General features: G+C 66.9%; 16 protein-coding genes. 11 read left to right on the forward strand and 5 right to left on the reverse strand.

The genetic code is table 11. The features are described 5' to 3' along the window. Nucleotides 1–96: 96 nt before the first annotated feature. Complete coding sequence (locus tag HUA76_RS42050; RefSeq protein WP_254614851.1) at nt 97–798, reverse strand: AraC family transcriptional regulator; 702 nt, start codon at nt 796–798, stop codon at nt 97–99. Between the two features lie 140 nt (nt 799–938). Here HUA76_RS42050 and HUA76_RS42055 point away from each other — a divergent pair, with 140 nt between their 5' ends. Both HUA76_RS42055 and HUA76_RS42060 read left to right on the forward strand, forming a co-directional pair. After that, nucleotides 939–2,801, forward strand: coding sequence for a long-chain fatty acid--CoA ligase (locus HUA76_RS42055; RefSeq protein WP_174464105.1), 1,863 nt, complete (start codon nt 939–941; stop codon nt 2,799–2,801). Nucleotides 2,802–2,964: 163 nt separating this feature from the next. Next, the gene (locus tag HUA76_RS42060) at nt 2,965–3,405 is read left to right on the forward strand and encodes a YciI family protein (RefSeq protein WP_141647681.1); all 441 of its coding nucleotides are present in this window, start codon (nt 2,965–2,967) and stop codon (nt 3,403–3,405) included. 81 nt (nt 3,406–3,486) lie between these two features. Here HUA76_RS42060 and HUA76_RS42065 read toward each other — a convergent pair whose 3' ends face one another. Continuing rightward, nucleotides 3,487–3,738, reverse strand: coding sequence for a hypothetical protein (locus tag HUA76_RS42065; protein ID WP_174464106.1), 252 nt, complete (start codon nt 3,736–3,738; stop codon nt 3,487–3,489). 54 nt (nt 3,739–3,792) lie between these two features. Here HUA76_RS42065 and HUA76_RS42070 point away from each other — a divergent pair, with 54 nt between their 5' ends. The 8 genes from HUA76_RS42070 (at nt 3,793) to HUA76_RS42105 (ending at nt 13,079) form a co-directional block, all read left to right on the forward strand. Continuing rightward, the gene (locus tag HUA76_RS42070; RefSeq protein WP_371823604.1) at nt 3,793–4,581 is read left to right on the forward strand and encodes a helix-turn-helix domain-containing protein; all 789 of its coding nucleotides are present in this window, start codon (nt 3,793–3,795) and stop codon (nt 4,579–4,581) included. Between the two features lie 47 nt (nt 4,582–4,628). Next, entirely contained in the window at nt 4,629–5,510 is an 882-nt protein-coding gene (locus HUA76_RS42075) for a sterol desaturase family protein (protein ID WP_174464107.1), read from the forward strand. A 126-nt stretch (nt 5,511–5,636) separates the two neighbouring features. Then, complete coding sequence (locus HUA76_RS42080) at nt 5,637–6,140, forward strand: hypothetical protein (RefSeq protein WP_174464108.1); 504 nt, start codon at nt 5,637–5,639, stop codon at nt 6,138–6,140. A 197-nt stretch (nt 6,141–6,337) separates the two neighbouring features. Next, the gene (locus tag HUA76_RS42085; RefSeq protein WP_371823605.1) at nt 6,338–9,295 is read left to right on the forward strand and encodes a PQQ-dependent sugar dehydrogenase; all 2,958 of its coding nucleotides are present in this window, start codon (nt 6,338–6,340) and stop codon (nt 9,293–9,295) included. Nucleotides 9,296–9,449: 154 nt separating this feature from the next. Further along, nucleotides 9,450–10,994 carry an arylsulfatase gene (locus HUA76_RS42090; protein WP_174464110.1) on the forward strand — a complete coding sequence of 515 codons (1,545 nt, stop codon included), beginning with the start codon at nt 9,450–9,452 and terminating at the stop codon, nt 10,992–10,994. Nucleotides 10,995–11,171: 177 nt separating this feature from the next. Further along, complete coding sequence (locus HUA76_RS42095; protein ID WP_174464111.1) at nt 11,172–11,366, forward strand: hypothetical protein; 195 nt, start codon at nt 11,172–11,174, stop codon at nt 11,364–11,366. Next, entirely contained in the window at nt 11,363–12,361 is a 999-nt protein-coding gene (locus HUA76_RS42100; RefSeq protein WP_174464112.1) for an NADP-dependent oxidoreductase, read from the forward strand. The genes HUA76_RS42095 and HUA76_RS42100 overlap by 4 nt, the downstream gene beginning before the upstream one ends. 148 nt (nt 12,362–12,509) lie before the next feature. Further along, the gene (locus tag HUA76_RS42105; RefSeq protein ID WP_174464113.1) at nt 12,510–13,079 is read left to right on the forward strand and encodes a TetR/AcrR family transcriptional regulator; all 570 of its coding nucleotides are present in this window, start codon (nt 12,510–12,512) and stop codon (nt 13,077–13,079) included. A gap of 258 nt (nt 13,080–13,337) precedes the next feature. Here the strand turns inward: HUA76_RS42105 and HUA76_RS42110 are convergent, their stop codons facing one another. Genes HUA76_RS42110 through HUA76_RS42120 form a run of 3 tightly spaced genes read right to left on the reverse strand, consistent with a single transcriptional unit; the run spans nt 13,338 to nt 15,765 of the window. After that, complete coding sequence (locus HUA76_RS42110) at nt 13,338–14,111, reverse strand: LytTR family DNA-binding domain-containing protein (protein ID WP_141647690.1); 774 nt, start codon at nt 14,109–14,111, stop codon at nt 13,338–13,340. After that, a complete protein-coding gene (locus HUA76_RS42115) occupies nt 14,108–15,178 on the reverse strand; it encodes a sensor histidine kinase (protein WP_174464114.1) in 1,071 nt (356 codons plus the stop codon). The genes HUA76_RS42110 and HUA76_RS42115 overlap by 4 nt, the downstream gene beginning before the upstream one ends. Beyond that, nucleotides 15,175–15,765, reverse strand: coding sequence for a hypothetical protein (locus HUA76_RS42120; protein WP_174464115.1), 591 nt, complete (start codon nt 15,763–15,765; stop codon nt 15,175–15,177). Before HUA76_RS42120 ends, HUA76_RS42115 begins: the two co-directional genes overlap by 4 nt. 182 nt (nt 15,766–15,947) lie before the next feature. Here HUA76_RS42120 and HUA76_RS42125 point away from each other — a divergent pair, with 182 nt between their 5' ends. Continuing rightward, a complete protein-coding gene (locus HUA76_RS42125) occupies nt 15,948–16,715 on the forward strand; it encodes an alpha/beta fold hydrolase (protein WP_141646048.1) in 768 nt (255 codons plus the stop codon). The last annotated feature ends 10 nt before the right edge of the window (nt 16,716–16,725 follow it).

Here is a 16,725-nt window from a genome sequence, read left to right on the forward strand (position 1 = left end):
TGGCCGCGTCAGTCGCTGAAACGCGTGGGGCGCGGAGGACATACTGACATCGCGCGGCGGACGCCGGAATGAAGATTGGGACATCGACCGTGACGCTCAGCGGGGTCCTCGTGCGTCGAAGACGGTGCCCGAAAGGCCATGGGTGAAGACCTTCGAGGGCGGCAAGCCGAACATCCTGCTGAACAGTCGGGAGAAATGGGCCGAATCACAGAAGCCCGCGGCGTGCGCGACCTCGGTGAGGCTTCGGCCTCTGAGCGCGAGCGCGGTGGCCGCTTGCATCCGGTGCCAGGCGCGAAAGGCACCCAACGGGACGCCGAACTGTTCCCTGAATCGGTGTTCGACGAGGGACGTGGAGACCCCCACCCGCCGCGCCATGGTCATCGCATCGGAGGGTTTGTCAGTGGGTGTGGAAAGAAACGCGGCGATGCGAGCGATGCGAGCGTCGACCGTCAGCGGACAGGGGCCCAGATTCAAGGCGTTCTGGAAGAGCTCGGTCCAGGGTTCGGGCCTTCGCGAGACAAGGGCGGTTTCGACCGCCGCGCGCAACGCGCCTGCGTCCACCTGACGGCTGAGGCCCGCGCCGGGCTCCAGAAACAGCACGGCCGCGCGTCCACCATGAAAGTCGAGCGCATGCCACTGCCACCCGCGCACGAAGGCGGCTTCGTGGTGCTCGACGCGGCCGTCACCGTCGATGAGGTCGAACGCATCATCGAGCCCCACGAGAACGGCGTTGGCGGCGAACCGATGCCTGGGCAGCTCGTGGAAGCGGCCGACGTACAGAGATCTCCCTCCGCCCATCAACAAGTGGCTCTGCATCTGCAGAATCATACAAGCGTGGACGTGGGCGCCGCACCTAGCTTGGTGCGTTGAACCCCACCGCTCTCCTGTCCCCTACCCCGCCCGTCCCGATGACTCTTCGTTCGAACAGAGGTGGCCTCATGGCCCACGAACACCCGTCCCTCTCCCAGATGATTCTCGACCGGGCGCGAACGTCGCCGCAGTGCGTCGCATTCCGTGTACGCCGAGGCGAGGCCTATGTCGACGTCCCCTGGTCGGAGTTGCCAGCGCGCATCGAAGCCATCGCGGCGGGGTTGTTGAGCGCCGGTCAGGTGGATGATGGCGCGTGCATCACCATCGTCGGAAACACCACGATGGAGTCGTGTCTCGTCGACTTCGCCGCCCTGAGCGTCGGTCTCAAGACGGTGCCCGTCTACGCGAGCCTGCTGCCCGAAGAGGTGGGCTACATGCACGTGGACACCGCGGCACAGCTCATCGTCGTGGACGACGGGAGTCAGCTCGACAAGGTGCGAGCCTTTCGCAAGGGCTTCACGTTCTTCGACAGGCGCTACTCGCCGGACGAACTCGGTGCCCGAGCGAAGGTGGTGGTCCTCCATCCGGCCGGGCTTGCTCCCGCGGATGATTGGGAGAGCCTGGAGAGCCTGGAGGCCCGGGGTCGCGCCCGACGCGCGGCGATGGAGGGTGAGATGCGCCGACGAGCGTCGCTGATTCGACGCGAGCACGTCGCGACCTTCACCTATACCTCGGGAACCACCGGAGCCCCGAAGGCGGTGATTCAAACCCACGACAACATGTTGGCGATGCTCGAGGACGTCGCGGACGCGGGGCTGTTGGATGACAACGTGCTCAAGCACGGCTTGTTTCTATTCCTCCCCGCCGCGCACTCCTTCGGACGCATGGTGGAGTTCGCGGGTCCGTTCTTCGGCGCGCCGCTGGTCATGTCGTCGGTGCCCACGCTGGCAGCGGACCTTGTCGCCGCGCGCCCGGGGTTCTTCCCGGCGGCGCCCCGTGTCTTCGAGAAGATGATGGCGAAGGTCACCAGCGCCATCGAGAGCGAGCACGGCCTGCGACGATGGCTTCTGGAATGGGCCCTGCGCGTGGGTCATCAAGTCGCGACCCAGGGCTCCGCCGGCAAGCCGCTGCCGGTGTTGCTCGCGGCTCAGCGGAGATTGGCGGAACGCCTCGTGTTGGCGAAGCTGCGCGCACGGTTGGGGTTGGACAACGCCTCCGTTCTCCTCTCGGGAGCCGCCGCGCTTCGCGTCGATGTGCAGATGTTCTTTCTCTCCCTGGGGCTGACCGTCCTGGAAGCCTACGGACTGACGGAGACGTGCCCTGGGTTGACGGTCAATCGCAAGGAGGACGTGCGTCCAGGGACCGTTGGAAGGCCGTTCAAGCGATGCGAACTCAAGCTGGGGTCGGATGGTGAGCTGCTGGCTCGCGGGCCGAACATCTCCCGGGGGTACTTGAATCGTCCGGATGCAACGGGTGATGCCTTCGATGATGAAGGGTGGTTCCGGACGGGAGATCTCGGCTCCATCGATGCGGAGGGCTTCGTTCGGATTACCGGGCGGAAGAAGGAGCTGATCAAGACGAGCGGTGGCAAGTACGTCGCGCCGCTGAAAATCGAGGCCCAGCTCAAGCGAAACCCGCTCGTCCAGGAGGCCGTCGTCATGGGTGAGGGGCGGAATTACTGCACGGCCTTGTTCGCGCTCGACACGGAGATACTCGCCGTGGTGGCTCGACGCGAGGGCATTCCGGCGGACCCCACGCACCCGCGAATCACCAGCGTCCTGCAGACCCTGGTCGCGGAGACGAACTCGAACCTGGCGTCCTTCGAGCGCATCAAGACGTTCCGCGTGTCGCCCGGTCCGTTCACGGTGGATGGTGACGAGCTCACGGCGTCGCTGAAGGTCAAGCGCCACGCCGTCGCACGGAAATACGCGGCGTTGATTGAGTCGATGTACGAGGCGGGGCCTTCCCAGATTCCGGTCGCTGCATCCTGAGGAGGCCGAGTCCGCGTCAGGGACCGGCACGCGCGGCTTACGCGCAACCGCCTGTAATCACATGGCTTTCGAAAAAATCGTGGGCCATGTCGATCTGCCGCGCGGAGACTCGTCGCCAGGCTGAAGGGCGGGAACACTCCTGCCTTCGAACCAGGAGACGAACATGCGCGTGATGGTGGTCGTGAAGGCGAGCCCGAATTCCGAGAAGGGCATCATGCCGAAGGAAGAGATGCTCGCGGCGATGGGCCAGTACAACGAGGAACTGGTGAAGGCGGGAATCATGCTCGCCGGCGAAGGCCTCCACCCCAGCAGCAAGGGCAAGCGGCTGGTCTTCCAGGACGGCAAGAAGCCAAGCGTCGTCGATGGCCCCTTCACCGAGACCAAGGAGCTGATTGCCGGCTACTGGCTGTGGCAGGTGCGGTCGATGGAGGAGGCGGTCGAGTGGGCGCGCCGCTGCCCGAACCCGATGCCGGGTGAGGAGGGCGTGCTCGAGATTCGTCCGGTGTTCGAGGCGGAGGACTTCGGACAGGAGTTCACGCCCGAGCTGCGCGCGCAGGAGGATCGCCTCCGCGAGGAGCTGGAGCGAAAGCAGCAGGGGAAGTAGCCCCACCCCCTCGGCGAGCAGGAGTCCGTCACCTGCTGGTGGCGCCGCGCGCCCACCACGAGGAGACCGCCACCTGGAGCGTCATCTACAGATGCTCCGTGGCGGAGGTTTCGTGAGGTCCCAGGTGTCATAGCCGGGCGGCTTGGGAAGGGTCGTGAAGGACAGCGGGATGTCGAGCTCCCTCCCAGGCTCGTACTGCACGAACCCGTCGCGGTAGCGGCGGAGGAGGAAGAGCTGGTGGCTCATGAGGAGCGGGCCCGACTCGTCCAGGGGGATGCCATCCACGTCATAGAGCCGGGGCGCGTCCTTGGGACAGCAGATGTCGTGGCGCACTCCATTCCCTGGCCAGGGAGGAACGCGGAGCTCCAGTCCTGGTAGAAGACGGGCGTGCCGCGAGAGAAGAGATGGCTCGGCCATGCGATGGTAGGCCCGCGCTGGCTGGCGTACTGGGGAACCATTGGCCCCACCCAGGAGCATGCGCATCACGCGTTCCAGCTCATCCGCGCCACCGAAGAACCGCTCCCACTCGTGGATGCGCAGGGGTGCCGCACGGAGGGACAGGTGGCCGTCATTCCTCCGGACACCCCTCATCGCATCGAGCGAGGGACAGCACGTGCGTTGCTCGTCTTCGTGGACCCGGACGACCGGAGGGGTCGAGGGTTGCGGCGGCTCGAGGTGGGCGAGTCCTCGGCGGCGTGGATTCAGACGGGGACGCCACTGCTTCGCGTCCCCCTCCCCACCGAGTCGGTGCGCGCGGAAGACTGGACGCGACTCGTGGAGGCTCTGCTGGCTCAGTTGATGGGCGAGGAGACCTCTCCCGGTCCGGTACACCCGGCCATCAAGCGCCTCATTGAACTTCTCCCGAGCCGCATCGAGGCGGGCGATGTGAGCCAGAGCGCGCTTGCACGGGAGGTAGGACTGTCCGCCAGCCGGTTGGGACATCTCTTCTCCACCAGCGTGGGCATCCCGTTGCGTCCCTACATCCTCTGGCTTCGCCTCCGCCGGGCCACCGAAGCCTTCCAAGGCGGCGCCACCCTCACGCAGGCAGCCCACGTCGCGGGCTTCACGGACAGCTCACACCTCAGCAACACATTCCACCGCATGTTCGGACTGGCCCCCTCGGAGATCGCGCGGGGCATCGGGTGGGTGAGCGAGCCGCTCGCGCCCATCAAGTAGCCAGTTCTTCCAAGTCAGCGGAGGTGCGGCGATGCCACCCTCCTCCCATGCTGACAACTCCCCTCGAAGCCTCTTCAACATCCCCGGCGCGCCAGGCGCTCCGCGTGGGCTACCCGCTCTTCATGCTCCTGGGTGTCAATGGCGCGGCCCTGGCCCTGGCCCACGGCGGTGCCTCGAAGGCGTGGCTTGGCGGCCTCCTCCTGGCAGCCATTGGAGCCTCCTTCCTGGCGGAGCGCGCCATCCCCTACGAGCCCGACTGGAATCGTTCTCATGGAGACGTCGGTCGAGACCTCCTCCACTTCCTCGTCAACGAAGCCTCCAATGTCCTGGCCGTGCTCGCGCTGCCCTTTCTTTCAGGCTGGGTGCGTCTGCACGACGCGTGGCCTCATGCGTGGCCGTTCGTCCTCCAGGTCCTCTTCGCCGTGCTCGTCTTCGACTTCGGCGTCACCTTGACGCACTGGCTGAGCCACCGCGTGCCGGCGCTCTGGAGATTCCACGCCGTGCATCACTCCGTGAAGCGCTTCTACGGCTTCAACGGGCTGATGAAGCATCCGCTCCACCAGGCATTGGAGCTGACGGTGGGCGTGGCGCCACTGCTGCTCATCGGGCTTCCTTCGAGCGTCGCGACAGCGCTCGCCGCACTCACGGTCGTGCAGCTCCTGATGCAGCACTCGAACGCGGATTACACGGTGGGACGGCTGAAGTACGTGCTGGCCCTCAATGCGGGACACCGCTTCCACCACCTCAAGTGGGGAGGCGTCGGCGACGTCAACTTCGGTCTGTTCACCCATCTCTGGGACACCCTGTTGGGCACGTGGTTCTACACACCCGAGCGGCGGTTCTCCTCGGACGACCTTGGCATCGCCAAGGAGCCGGACTTCCCTGTGAGCTATCGGGCACAGCTCCTCAAACCCTTCCAAGGCAAGTGAACACCCGAGGGTGCGTTCAGCACCGCGACTCGCGCGGCGGCAAGGGCAGTCTCCGTTTCGAACAGCATGTTCGTTGGGTTAGCCTGTCCGGCCGAGCGCGAGGCAATGCTCGACTTGAGAGGGAATATGAAGCGAGCCATGTGGAGCATGCTGCTGGGAGGAAGCTGTGCGCTGCTGGGGGCCTGTGGTGACGAGCCGGGCGCCGAAAAGGATGCGAAGGCAACCCAGTACGCCATTCAGGTGCATGTCCCCCTGGCGACAGACCCCTGCGGCGTCGTGACGGCGACTGCATCCGTGATGGGGCCGGTTCGCAACATCGCCCCCGTGCCCATCGAGGTGGTGAACGACGCCATTCAGGGGGCCATCATGGATGTCCCCGTGGGGCGGCAGCATCAGGTGTTCGTGAAGGCATATACCGACAGCGGCCTGGAAGCGTACTCGGGCGTCTCGACCGTGGACGTCAATGAAGCAGGGGCTGGGTTCGGAGGCGCGAGCATCTTCATGTTCAGCCGCGGTGAAAACTGCCCGGCTGGAGGTACGGAGGGCATCCGCATCATCGGCAGCCTGGAATCGGTCGTCGTCGATTCGTCAGGCAGCCCGTTGGCGCCAGCCCCCCAATTCATTCCCTGACATGAAAGGAAGCGGCGCACCCGCACCTCCGCCCGTTCACCTACCCTCGAACTTTATGCCTGTCAGTCGCTCTGGGCCCCATGCCACTCCCGGCAAACAGTCTTTCAATGTAAATCAGGACAGCACCATCAACGTTCGCGCAGCCCCAGGGGCCGCGTGAGGCTGTTCAACCGGGAGAGGTCGCGATGCCATCACAGGTGAGAACGAGTGTAGGAGCGTGGTGCCCCAGGCCGCTCTTCGTCGTGTGGGCGGTCTTCTCCCTCGTCGTGGGCTGCTCGATGCCGTCGACGCCGGAGCCCTCAGAGCTGGCGAGCGCTCGCGCGGGCGCGGTCATTCAAGACGCCAACTTCGCCGACTCCGTCTTCGTCAGTGGCCTCCAGGGGCCCACCACCATGACCTTCGCGCCCGACGGGCGCCTGTTCGTCTCGGAGAAGAACGGCTCGCTGCGCATCGTCCAGAACGGCCAGCTCCTGGCGACTCCGTTCCTGACGCTCGCCGTGGACACCGGCAACGAGCGGGGACTGATGGGCGTCGCGTTCGACCCCAACTTCGAAAACAACCATTACCTGTATGTCTATTACACGTCGGTCGCCGGCAGCATTCACAATCGCGTCAGCCGCTTCACCGCCAACGGCAATGTGGCGGTTGCCGGAAGTGAGCTGGTGCTCGCCGACCTTCCGACGCTCGACGCCGCCAACCACAACGGCGGGGCGGTTCGCTTCGGACTCGACGGCAAGCTCTACGTTTCGGTCGGCGAAAACGCGGTCTCCTCCAACTCGCAGAGCCTGAACACGCCGCTTGGAAAGCTGCTGCGGTTCAACTCGGACGGGAGCATTCCCACGGACAATCCGTTCTATGCGACGGCCACCGGGCTCGCCAAGGCGACCTGGGCGATGGGGCTGCGCAATCCCTTCACCTTCGACGTCCAGCCCGGCACCGGGACGCTGTTCATCAACGACGTGGGCGAAGGCGGCTGGGAAGAAATCAACCGCGGTCAGGCCGGTGCCAACTATGGCTGGCCGATGACGGAAGGCTATTTCACCAACCGCCCGGGGCTCACACAGCCGTTCTTCGCGTACCCGCATGGCTCCGGCACGGCCTCGGGCAACTGCATCGCGGGCGGAGCCTTCTACAACCCACCGGTTTCCGCGTTCCCCAGCGCGTACGTCGGCCAATACTTCTTCGCGGACTACACCAACAATTGGATATCGCGCATCGACCCGAACACCGGCGCGAATTCGCTGTTCGCGACGGCCGTCTCGGGGCCCGTGGACCTCGATGTCGGGCCCGACGGCGCGCTCTACTATCTGGCGCGCGGCACGGGCCAGGTGGGTCGCATCGCCTACACGGCTTCGCTGCCGCCGAGCATCGCGCAGCCACCGGAGAGCACTTTGGTCTCGGTCGGCGGTCCGGCGACCTTCACTGTGTCCGCGAGCGGCGAGCCACCTCTCACCTATCAGTGGCAGCGCAACGGCGGGAACATCGCCGGCGCGACCTCGACGAGCTACGTGCTGAACGCCGCGCAGCTCGCCGACAGCGGCGCGCGCTTCCGGGTGGTCGTGACCAACGGGCTCGGTTCAATCACCAGCGCCGAGGCGGTGCTGACGGTGACGTCCAACAAGCCGCCGGTGGCCACCATCGCGACTCCGGCCGCGGGCGCGACCTATATCGCGGCCACCCCCATGGTGTTCTCCGGCTCGGCGAGCGACCTGGAGGATGGCGCGCTGCCGCCGAGCGCGATGACCTGGAACATCACCTTCCATCACGATACCCACACGCATCCCGCCATGGCCGATACGACCGGCATCGCGAGCGGGAGCTGGCCCATCCCCAGCATCGGCGAGAGCTCCGCCAACGTCTGGTATCGCCTGCGGCTCACGGTGCGCGACTCGATTGGCCTCACCCACACGACGTATCGCGACGTCCACCCCGTCACGGTGCCGCTCCAGGTGACCAGCGTGCCAGGGGGGCTGCAGGTGCTGATGGACGGGCGGCCGTTCGCGGCGCCGCACGCCACGACCGGCGTGGTCGGCGTCGTCCGCTCGGTGGGCGTGGACTCGCCGCAGTACGCGAACGGACGATTCTGGGCGTTCTCGTCATGGTCGGACGGCGGCGCGCAATCACACACCTTCACCACGCCTGGGAGCGCCGCCACCTACACGGCCACGTTCGTCGAGACCTCGGGCGGGAGCTGCTACCAGATTCAAAGCGAGCGCTCCGACAAGTGGCTCATCGTCGACACCGCCGGCAAGGTCGTCGCCGGCAGCGCGACGCAAGCAGGCGGGCAGATCTTCCAGCTCGTTCCAACCGGCACCCGGTACAAGCTCAAGGGCTCGGGCGACGCGTTCCTGGCGGTGGTGACGAACCAGCTCGCGATGAGCGCCAACTTCTCCAGCGGAGAGTCGTTCACGCAGCTCCCCTGCGGCTATGGCGGGCGCAATCGTGTCGGCTTCCAGGCCTCGGCGGGGAGCGCGCCCCATTGGAAGGAGACCACGCCGGACGGGCCCATCCAGAGCGGTGACGGCGGCAATGGCGGCGCCTGCAACGCGGGCGATGGCGGCGCCTGGGAGGGCTTCTACCTGGAACCGGTGACCTGCCCGGATGGCAGCAGCGGACCCGTGTGCGGCAACGGCACCGTCGAGAGCGGTGAGCAATGCGACGACGGCAACACCCAGTCGGGCGATGGCTGCGATGCGGCGTGCCGCACCGAGACCAGCGGCGGCGCGGGTTGCTTCCGCATCCAGAGCGAGCGCAGCGACAAGTGGCTCACCGTCGACGGCGCTGGAAAGGTGGCCGCCCTCGGCACGATGCAGGCCAGTGGCGAAGTCTTCGAACTCGTCACGAGCGGCGCGAAATACAAGCTCAAGGGAGCCAGCGGCGCGTTCCTGGCGGTGGTCACGGACCAGCTCACCGCCAGCGCCACGCTCACCACGGCAGAGCCGTTCACTCGCCACGACTGCGGCATCCACGGCGGCCGCAATCGATATGGCTTCGAGGCGTCGACAGGCACCGCGCGCAACTGGAAGGAAGTCACCACGGGCGCTCCCATCCAGAGTGGCAATGGCGGCAACGGGGGCATCTGCAATCCCACCGACGGTGGCTCGTGGGAAGCCTTCTACCTCGAGCCCGCGACCTGCCCCGCGGCGCTACGCTGAAGTGTCGACGACAGGAACGAACGCAGGGCCATGCGGAGGCCCCAGGGGAGCAGCCACAGCGAGCATCTGACCGTCACCAGCTTTGCCTCCTCCCCCTGCCCCCTCACCTTCATGACGTCCAGGAGCCAGTCGCCCACGGCGCGGGGGAGACGTCATGAAGAAGAAGAAGAAACCGAACATTCTCGTCATCTGGGGAGACGACATCGGGTGGTTCAATCCCAGTTGCTACCACCAAGGGGCGATGGGCTACCGCACCCCGAACATCGACCGCATCGCGAAGGAGGGCGCGCGCTTCACCGACTGGTATGGACAGCAGAGCTGTACGGCGGGCCGCGCGGCCTTCATCACCGGTCAGTCCCCCATTCGCACGGGCCTCACCAAGGTGGGGCTGCCCGGCGCGAAGCTGGGGCTCCAGGCCGAGGACCCGACCATCGCGGACCTCCTCAAGCCGCAGGGCTACGCCACCGGCCAGTTCGGCAAGAACCACCTGGGCGACCGCGACGAGTACCTGCCCACGATGCACGGCTTCGACGAGTTCTTCGGCAACCTCTACCACCTCAACGCGGAGGAGGAGCCGGAGAACTCGGACTACCCCAAGGACCCGGGCTTCCGTCAGCGCTACGGGCCGCGCGGCGTGCTGCACTGCTTCGCCAACCCCGACGGCACTCAGCGCATCGAGGACACGGGGCCGCTGACGAAGAAGCGCATGGAGACGGTGGACGAGGAGTTCGTGGAAGCCACGCTGGGCTTCATGGACCGGGCCCATGCGGACGACAAGCCCTTCTTCATCTGGTTCAACTCCACGCGCATGCACGTCTTCACGCACCTGAAGAAGGAGTCCCAGGGCGTCACCGGGTTGGGGCTCTACCCGGATGGCATGGTGGAGCATGACGGGCACGTCGGCAGGCTGCTCGACAAGCTGGACCAGCTCGGCATCGCTGACGACACCCTCGTCATCTATTCGACCGACAACGGCGCGGAGGTGATGAGCTGGCCGGATGGCGGCAGCACCCCGTTCCGCGGCGAGAAGGACACCAACTGGGAAGGTGGCTGGCGAGTCCCCTGCGTCATCCGCTGGCCGGGGGTCATCGAGCCGGGGACCGTGTCGAACGAGATGTTCTCGCACACCGACCTGCTGCCCACGCTGCTCGCGGCGGCTGGCGAGGGCGACATCGTCAAGAAGCTGGAGCGCGGCCACACGGCTGGCGGCAAGACGTTCAACGTCCATATCGACGGCTACAACCTGCTGCCCTTCCTCAAGGGCGAGGTGAAGGAGAACCCGCGTCGCGGCTTCTTCTACTGGAGCGACGACGGGGACCTGATGGCGCTGCGCGTTGGCGCCTGGAAGGTTGTCTTCATGGAGCAGCGAGCCCACGGTTTGAGCGTCTGGCGAGAGCCGCTCGCGGAGCTGCGCATCCCGAAGCTCTTCAACCTCCGGAGCGACCCCTTCGAACGGGCCGACACCGACGCCTCCATGTACTACGACCGCTGGTTCGCCGAGCGCGGGTTCGCCCTGGTTCCCGCGCAAGAGATTGTCGGCGAGTTCCTGAAGACCTTCGAGCGGTTCCCGCCCCGTCAGCGCCCCGCGAGCTTCAGCATCGACCAGGCACTGGAGCGCGCCCGAGACAAACACGAGAGGCTCGCCGTCGCGGCACCCTCCGACGAGGCACCCGCCGCGGAGCAGCCCGCGGTCCACTGAACTCCCCGGAGTCGAAGCGGTCGATGGCCTGAGCGCTCGCGCGGAACCGCATCGCGGCTCCATGAAAGAGGGGCACGAGCCCGCACAGCGGGAACTCGACGCGCATCCCTTGCGTCGCTCTTCATGGCAGTATACGCATACTGCCATGAAGAGTGAGTCCCTGAGCGGAAGGGCGTCATGAACAGCTCGATGGCACTCGTTACGGACGCCGTGTCGGGCCTCAGCGAGGCCACGTCCGCGGGCGGGCGGGTGTTCGACATGCACTCCCTCGACGTAGTGAGCGCACCATCCATCGAAACCGCTGTCGGGGTTGCCGACGTCGTCCTGGTTGCGGCAAGCGACAAGCCCTCGACGCCGGGGAGGAACCCATGAAGGCCCTTGCAATCCGCCGCTACAAGGCTCCGATGGAGCTCATGGACCTGCAGCGCCCCGCGCCGGGCCCAGGCGAGTTGCTGGTGCGTGTGCGCGCCGCCAGCGTCAATCCGCTCGACTTCAAGATGCGCGACGGCGCCGTGAAGGTGCTCCTCCACTATTCGTTTCCCCTGATCCTCGGCAACGACCTCGCCGGTGACATCGTCTCGGTCGGGCCCGGCGTCACCAGGTTCAAGGAGGGCGATGCGATCTACGCGAGGCTCGACAAGGATCGCATCGGCGCCTTCGCTGAATATGCCTTGGTCCGCGAGAGCGCGGCGGCGGCGAAACCGGCTCGCATCGACTATGTCCAAGCAGCATCGCTGCCGCTGGTGGGGCTCACTTCCTGGCAGGCGCTGATCGATATCGCCAACGTGCAAGCGGGGCAGAAGGTGCTCATCCACGCGGGCTCGGGCGGTGTCGGAACCTTCGCGATTCAACTCGGCAAACACCTTGGCGCTGAGATTACGACCACCGCGAGCCCCAAGAACCACGCGCTCGTGAAGTCGCTCGGCGCGGCGCGGGTGATTGATTACAAGACCACCCGTTTCGAAGAGGTGGTCAAAGACCAGGACGTCATCTTCGACACGCAGGGGGGTGAGACACTGCTCCGCTCGTTCAAGGCCGTGAAATCGGGCGGCGTGGTGGTGACCGTGGGCGGGCGCCCCGACGGCAGGTTTGCACGCGCATGGGGCCTCAGCCTGCCACTCGTGTGGCTCCTCGGGCTGCTGAACCGCAAGGTTGATCGCCTCGCCAGGGAAAAGAACGCGCGCTTCGAGTACTTGTTCATGCGGGCGAGCGGCGAGCAGTTGGAGAAGATTGGCGCGATGGTCGAACAAGGGGTGCTCCAACCGGTCGTGGACAAGACGTTTCCGCTGGAAGCCGCGACCGAGGCGATCTCCTACGTGGAGTCGGGCCGGGCTGTCGGCAAGGTGGTGATTCGCGTCGCGGACTGAGACCTCGAAGCCGTTTGCGCATGAGTCCAGCATGAGAGAAGCCCCGCGCTGACTCGCGCTGCATTGATGCCTGTCAGGTCCTCGGGCCCGCCGCCGCGATGCTCGTTACCCTCCGCGCCGGGAAGGCTGCTCGAGTTCGAAGGTGCCGATGCGATACGCCCCAGAACACAACGAAGTGACTCGCGAGCGAATCCTGGAAGCGGCGACGCGCCTCTTTCAAAAGCTCGGCATCGACGCCGTGGGGCTCGCGAAGGTCATGGCGGAGGCCGACCTGACCGTCGGCACGTTCTACACACACTTCAAGTCGAAGGGGGCGCTGGTCCGAGAGGCCCTGGCCCGGTCGCTTCAGGCCCGGCATGAAGTGCTCGTTCGCGCGCTTCGCGATGGCGACGTGGAGACTGCGGTTCGCGCCTACCTGAGCCCCGAGCACCGCGATGCGCCGGAGGGGGGCTGCCCCGTCGCGGCGCTGGCGCCAGAGATAGCGCGGCAGGCTCGCGCGACACGCGTCGCACTCACGTCCCATCTTGAGCCCAGCCTCGATGACATCGCCAGATGCCTCTGGATACAACGTGGCAAGAAGGCGAGTCGCGCGGACGCCGCCGCATTCTTCGGGCTCCTGGTCGGCACGTTGCAGCTCGCACGCGCAACCCCGGCCCCCGCTGAATCAGACGCCATACTCGAGTCGGGTGTGCGCGCCGCGCTCCGGCTTGCTGAGTAGCGTTCTGCGCCGCGGACGCGGCCCCCCTTCTCGGGGCGTCTCCGCCGTTACCTTGAAAGCGGTGGCTCCTACGGGACGTATTCGAGGCGCTGGACGGGATGCTCTTCGAAGTCGAAGCGGTCGCGGTCCTGCGTACCTGACCGCTCGCACGGAACCGAAGTGCGGCTCAATCACCGTTTGGTGTCCCCTCACCGGCGCGCTGGGGGATGCCCCAGGGCCGGTCTCGCGCACTGGAGTGCCCCTCCAGGGCTTGCTGCCTCATGGACGGCCAGCGGGACTCCGGGTGCCACCCAACCGCTCACGGAGTTCGCGCAGCCGGTCGCGCGCCACGGAGAGCACCGTCCCGTCCTTCAGGTGCACACGCGCGTCGCCGTAGCCCCCCAGGACCTCCACAATCGCATCGAGATGGACGAGCGTGGCGCGGTGGATGCGCAGCCAGCGCGTCGGGTCGAGTCGGCGTTCGAGCTCCGCGAGCGACATGTCCACCACATCGGTGCGCCCGGCACGCGCCACGTAGACGAGCCGGTCCTCGGCATACAGGTGCGTGGCGTCCGCGAGTTCCACCACACGCACGCGGGTGCCCGTCCTGGAGGTGAGCCGCGACAGCGGCGTGGGGGGCTGGAGTGCCGCTTCCAGCGCACGCAGCCGCTCCTGCGCGAGCATGGGGTGCATGCGCGCGAGCTTGTCCAGCGCACGCGTGAGGCCTCGCGCGTCCACCGGCTTGAGCAGATAGTCCACGGAACTCACCTCGAAGGCCTGCAGCGCGTACGTGTCGAAGGCGGTGGTGAACACCACGGGCGGCGGCATGGGGAGCGCCCGCACCAGCTCGAAGCCGCTCATGCCCGGCATCGATACATCCACGAAGAGGGCGTCCGGGGGCTCGGCGCGCAGTGCCTCCGCGGCCTCCACCGGGTCGGTGTACGTGGACACCACCGTCACACGCCCCGTTTCCTCGAGCATGCGAGCGAGGCGCCGCAGCGCGAGCGGCTCGTCATCCACCAGCACGGCGCGAAGGAGCCCTGGTGCACTCATGCGGCCTCCGTGCGTGGAAGCCACACCCGCACGCACGCGCCGACACCGCCCTCGCCCCGCGCAATGGACAGGCCCGCGTCCTCCGCCCCGTAGGAGGACACCAGTCGCCGCGTCAGCATGTCGAGCCCGTGCCCTGGAGGCGGCGGCCCTTCGATACCAGGGCCGTCGTCCCGCACCTCCAGGTACACGCGGCAGGCATCCGCGCGCACCGACACCCGGACCTCGCCACCCTCGCGCCTCGGGGACACGGCGTACTTCACGGCGTTCTCCACCAGCGTCTGCACCGCGAAGGGAGGCACCGCGAACCTTTCGAGGCCCGGCTGCACGTCGAGCGAGCAGCGCAGCCGCGCGCCCAGTCGCACCCGCTCGAGTTCCAGATAGTCGGACACCAGGTCCAGCTCGCGCAGCAGCGGGACATGGCGCCCCGCCCCCGCATCCAGCGAGGAGCGCAGCACGGACGCCAGTCGCTCCACCATGGCCTCCGCGGCGCGCGGGTCCTCGCGCACCAGCGTGGCGATGGAATTGAGGGTGTTGAAGAGGAAGTGTGGCTGCAGGCGCGCGGACAGCGAGTCGAAGCGCGCCTCGGCCTCCAGCCACTCGGCACGCTCGCGCAGCGCCTCCGCCTCGCGCACGCGCGCATCCCGCCCGTGGATGCGGCCCGCCATTCGGGAATACACGAACGTGCACACCCCCGCGGGCAGGCTCAGCACCAGGCCGATGCCACCGTCGACGAACAGATGCTGCCGGAGCTCCGAGGTGGGAAAGGCGCCCAGGCCCGCGAGCGTCACCGTCGCCACCGTCATCATCACGGCCGTGATGACCGCGCACGCGGCCAGGCACTTGAGCAGGGCGGGCACGGGCGGGCCGTGCATGGCGCGCCGGCCCACCGTGGGCATCACCCTCATCGACGGGAAGCCGATGCAGATGCCGTAGAAGGCGCTGAGCGCGAAGATGCGCATGACCTCCGCGGGCGGAGTGGGCGCGGGGAGTATCACGAACGCCGTGACGAGCGCCGCGAGCAGCAGCGTGCAGCCCGCGAACAGCGCCCAGCGCACCCCGGGTTTCATTTCGCGCGCCGCACCGTCATCTCGAGGAACTGACCGAATGTCTTGCCCCCATCGAGCGAGAGTTCTCCCTTTTCAACCCACACCCCGTCGCGCACGTCCAGCGTGAAGCGGACGCGGCCCTGAGGCATGTCGAAGCCCCACTGGAACACCCCATCGCCCAGCAGCTTCATTTCGGTGTCCACGACGCCGCCGCCGAGCCGGTATGCACTGAAGCGCACGCGGCCAGCGGCCTCATCCCAGGAGAGTACTCCGAGCGCCTGGTGCGTGGGGACCTCGGGGGCCGTGGGGCTCGCTCGGCTGGTGCCCAGTCCCTCCACCACGAGCACTGTTCCGTCGAGGTGCGACTGCACGGTCTCCTTCAGCTGGAACGTCTTGCGGCCGCCCGCATGAGGGCCCATGTCGACCCATCCGTCTCCCCGCCAGTTCCCCACCAGGACCTGGAACGGCAAGAGCTTCTCGCGGTGCCGGGCGGCTGCTTCCGCGGCGGAGGGTGGCTGTCTCGGCCGCACAGGAGGCGTGGGCTCCGCGGCGAGGACAGGGGCGGCCAGTGTGAGCGCGAGGGCGACGAGGAGGTTGCGAGCGTGCATGAGAGGTACTCCCGTTCGTGGGTGCCTTCCGGTCCTAGTTCAGGGGCACTCGCCGGGCGCGCGGGTTCCGACGAGAGGTCGGACTTCAGGGACGAGGGGTTCATCGGCACCCGAGCGGGGGCTACGCCGGTGTCGTTGGTTCCCCGTGACTTCGCGCAAGGACACACTGACCGTAAAAGCAGATGTATTACGAGGTGTCCGGCAAGGGCGACCCGCTGATTGTCCTGCACGGCGCCTACATGAACATCCCGACGATGGGCGCCATCATCCCCAAGCTCGCGAAGACCCATCGGGTCTATGCGCTCGAGTTTCAGGGACACGGCCGCACCACCGACATCGACCGGCCCATCACCTACCCCCACCTGGCGGATGACATCGCGGCCTTCATGGACGCGGTGGGACTCAAGAAGGCGGACGTGTTCGGCTACTCCATGGGAGCGGCCGCCGGGCTGCAGTTCGCCATCCGCCATCCGGAGAAGGTGAACAAGCTGGCCGCCGCTTCGGTCGCCTACGACGTCGAGGGCTGGCAGCCCGAGTTCAAGGAGTTCATCCCGCAGATGAAGGTGGAGATGTTCCTCGAGATGCCGTTCGCGAAGGACTACCGGAAGCTCGCCGCCAACCCCGAAGGGTTTCCGGAGCTGGTCCGGAAGCTGATTGCGCTCGAGAAGGAGCCGATGGCGTGGGGGGAGCAGGTGAAGGCGCTGAAGACTCCGGTGCTCATCATCACCGGAGATGCCGACGTCTCGACCCTGGAGCATTCGGTCGCCCTGTTCCGGCTCCTCGGCGGTGGCGGCGCGGGCGACATGGGCAAGCCACTGTCGCCCTCGCGCCTCGCGGTCCTGCCGGCGACGTCACACACCGCGGTCATCACGCAAACGGAGCTGTTGCACGCCTTCATCGAGCCCTTCCTGAAGGGCATCACGCCGAAGGGGATGTTCGAGGCGCCGTAAGCCGGTGCCT

This window comes from Myxococcus sp. CA056, assembly GCF_013336715.1.
Taxonomy (GTDB): domain Bacteria; phylum Myxococcota; class Myxococcia; order Myxococcales; family Myxococcaceae; genus Myxococcus; species Myxococcus llanfairpwllgwyngyllgogerychwyrndrobwllllantysiliogogogochensis.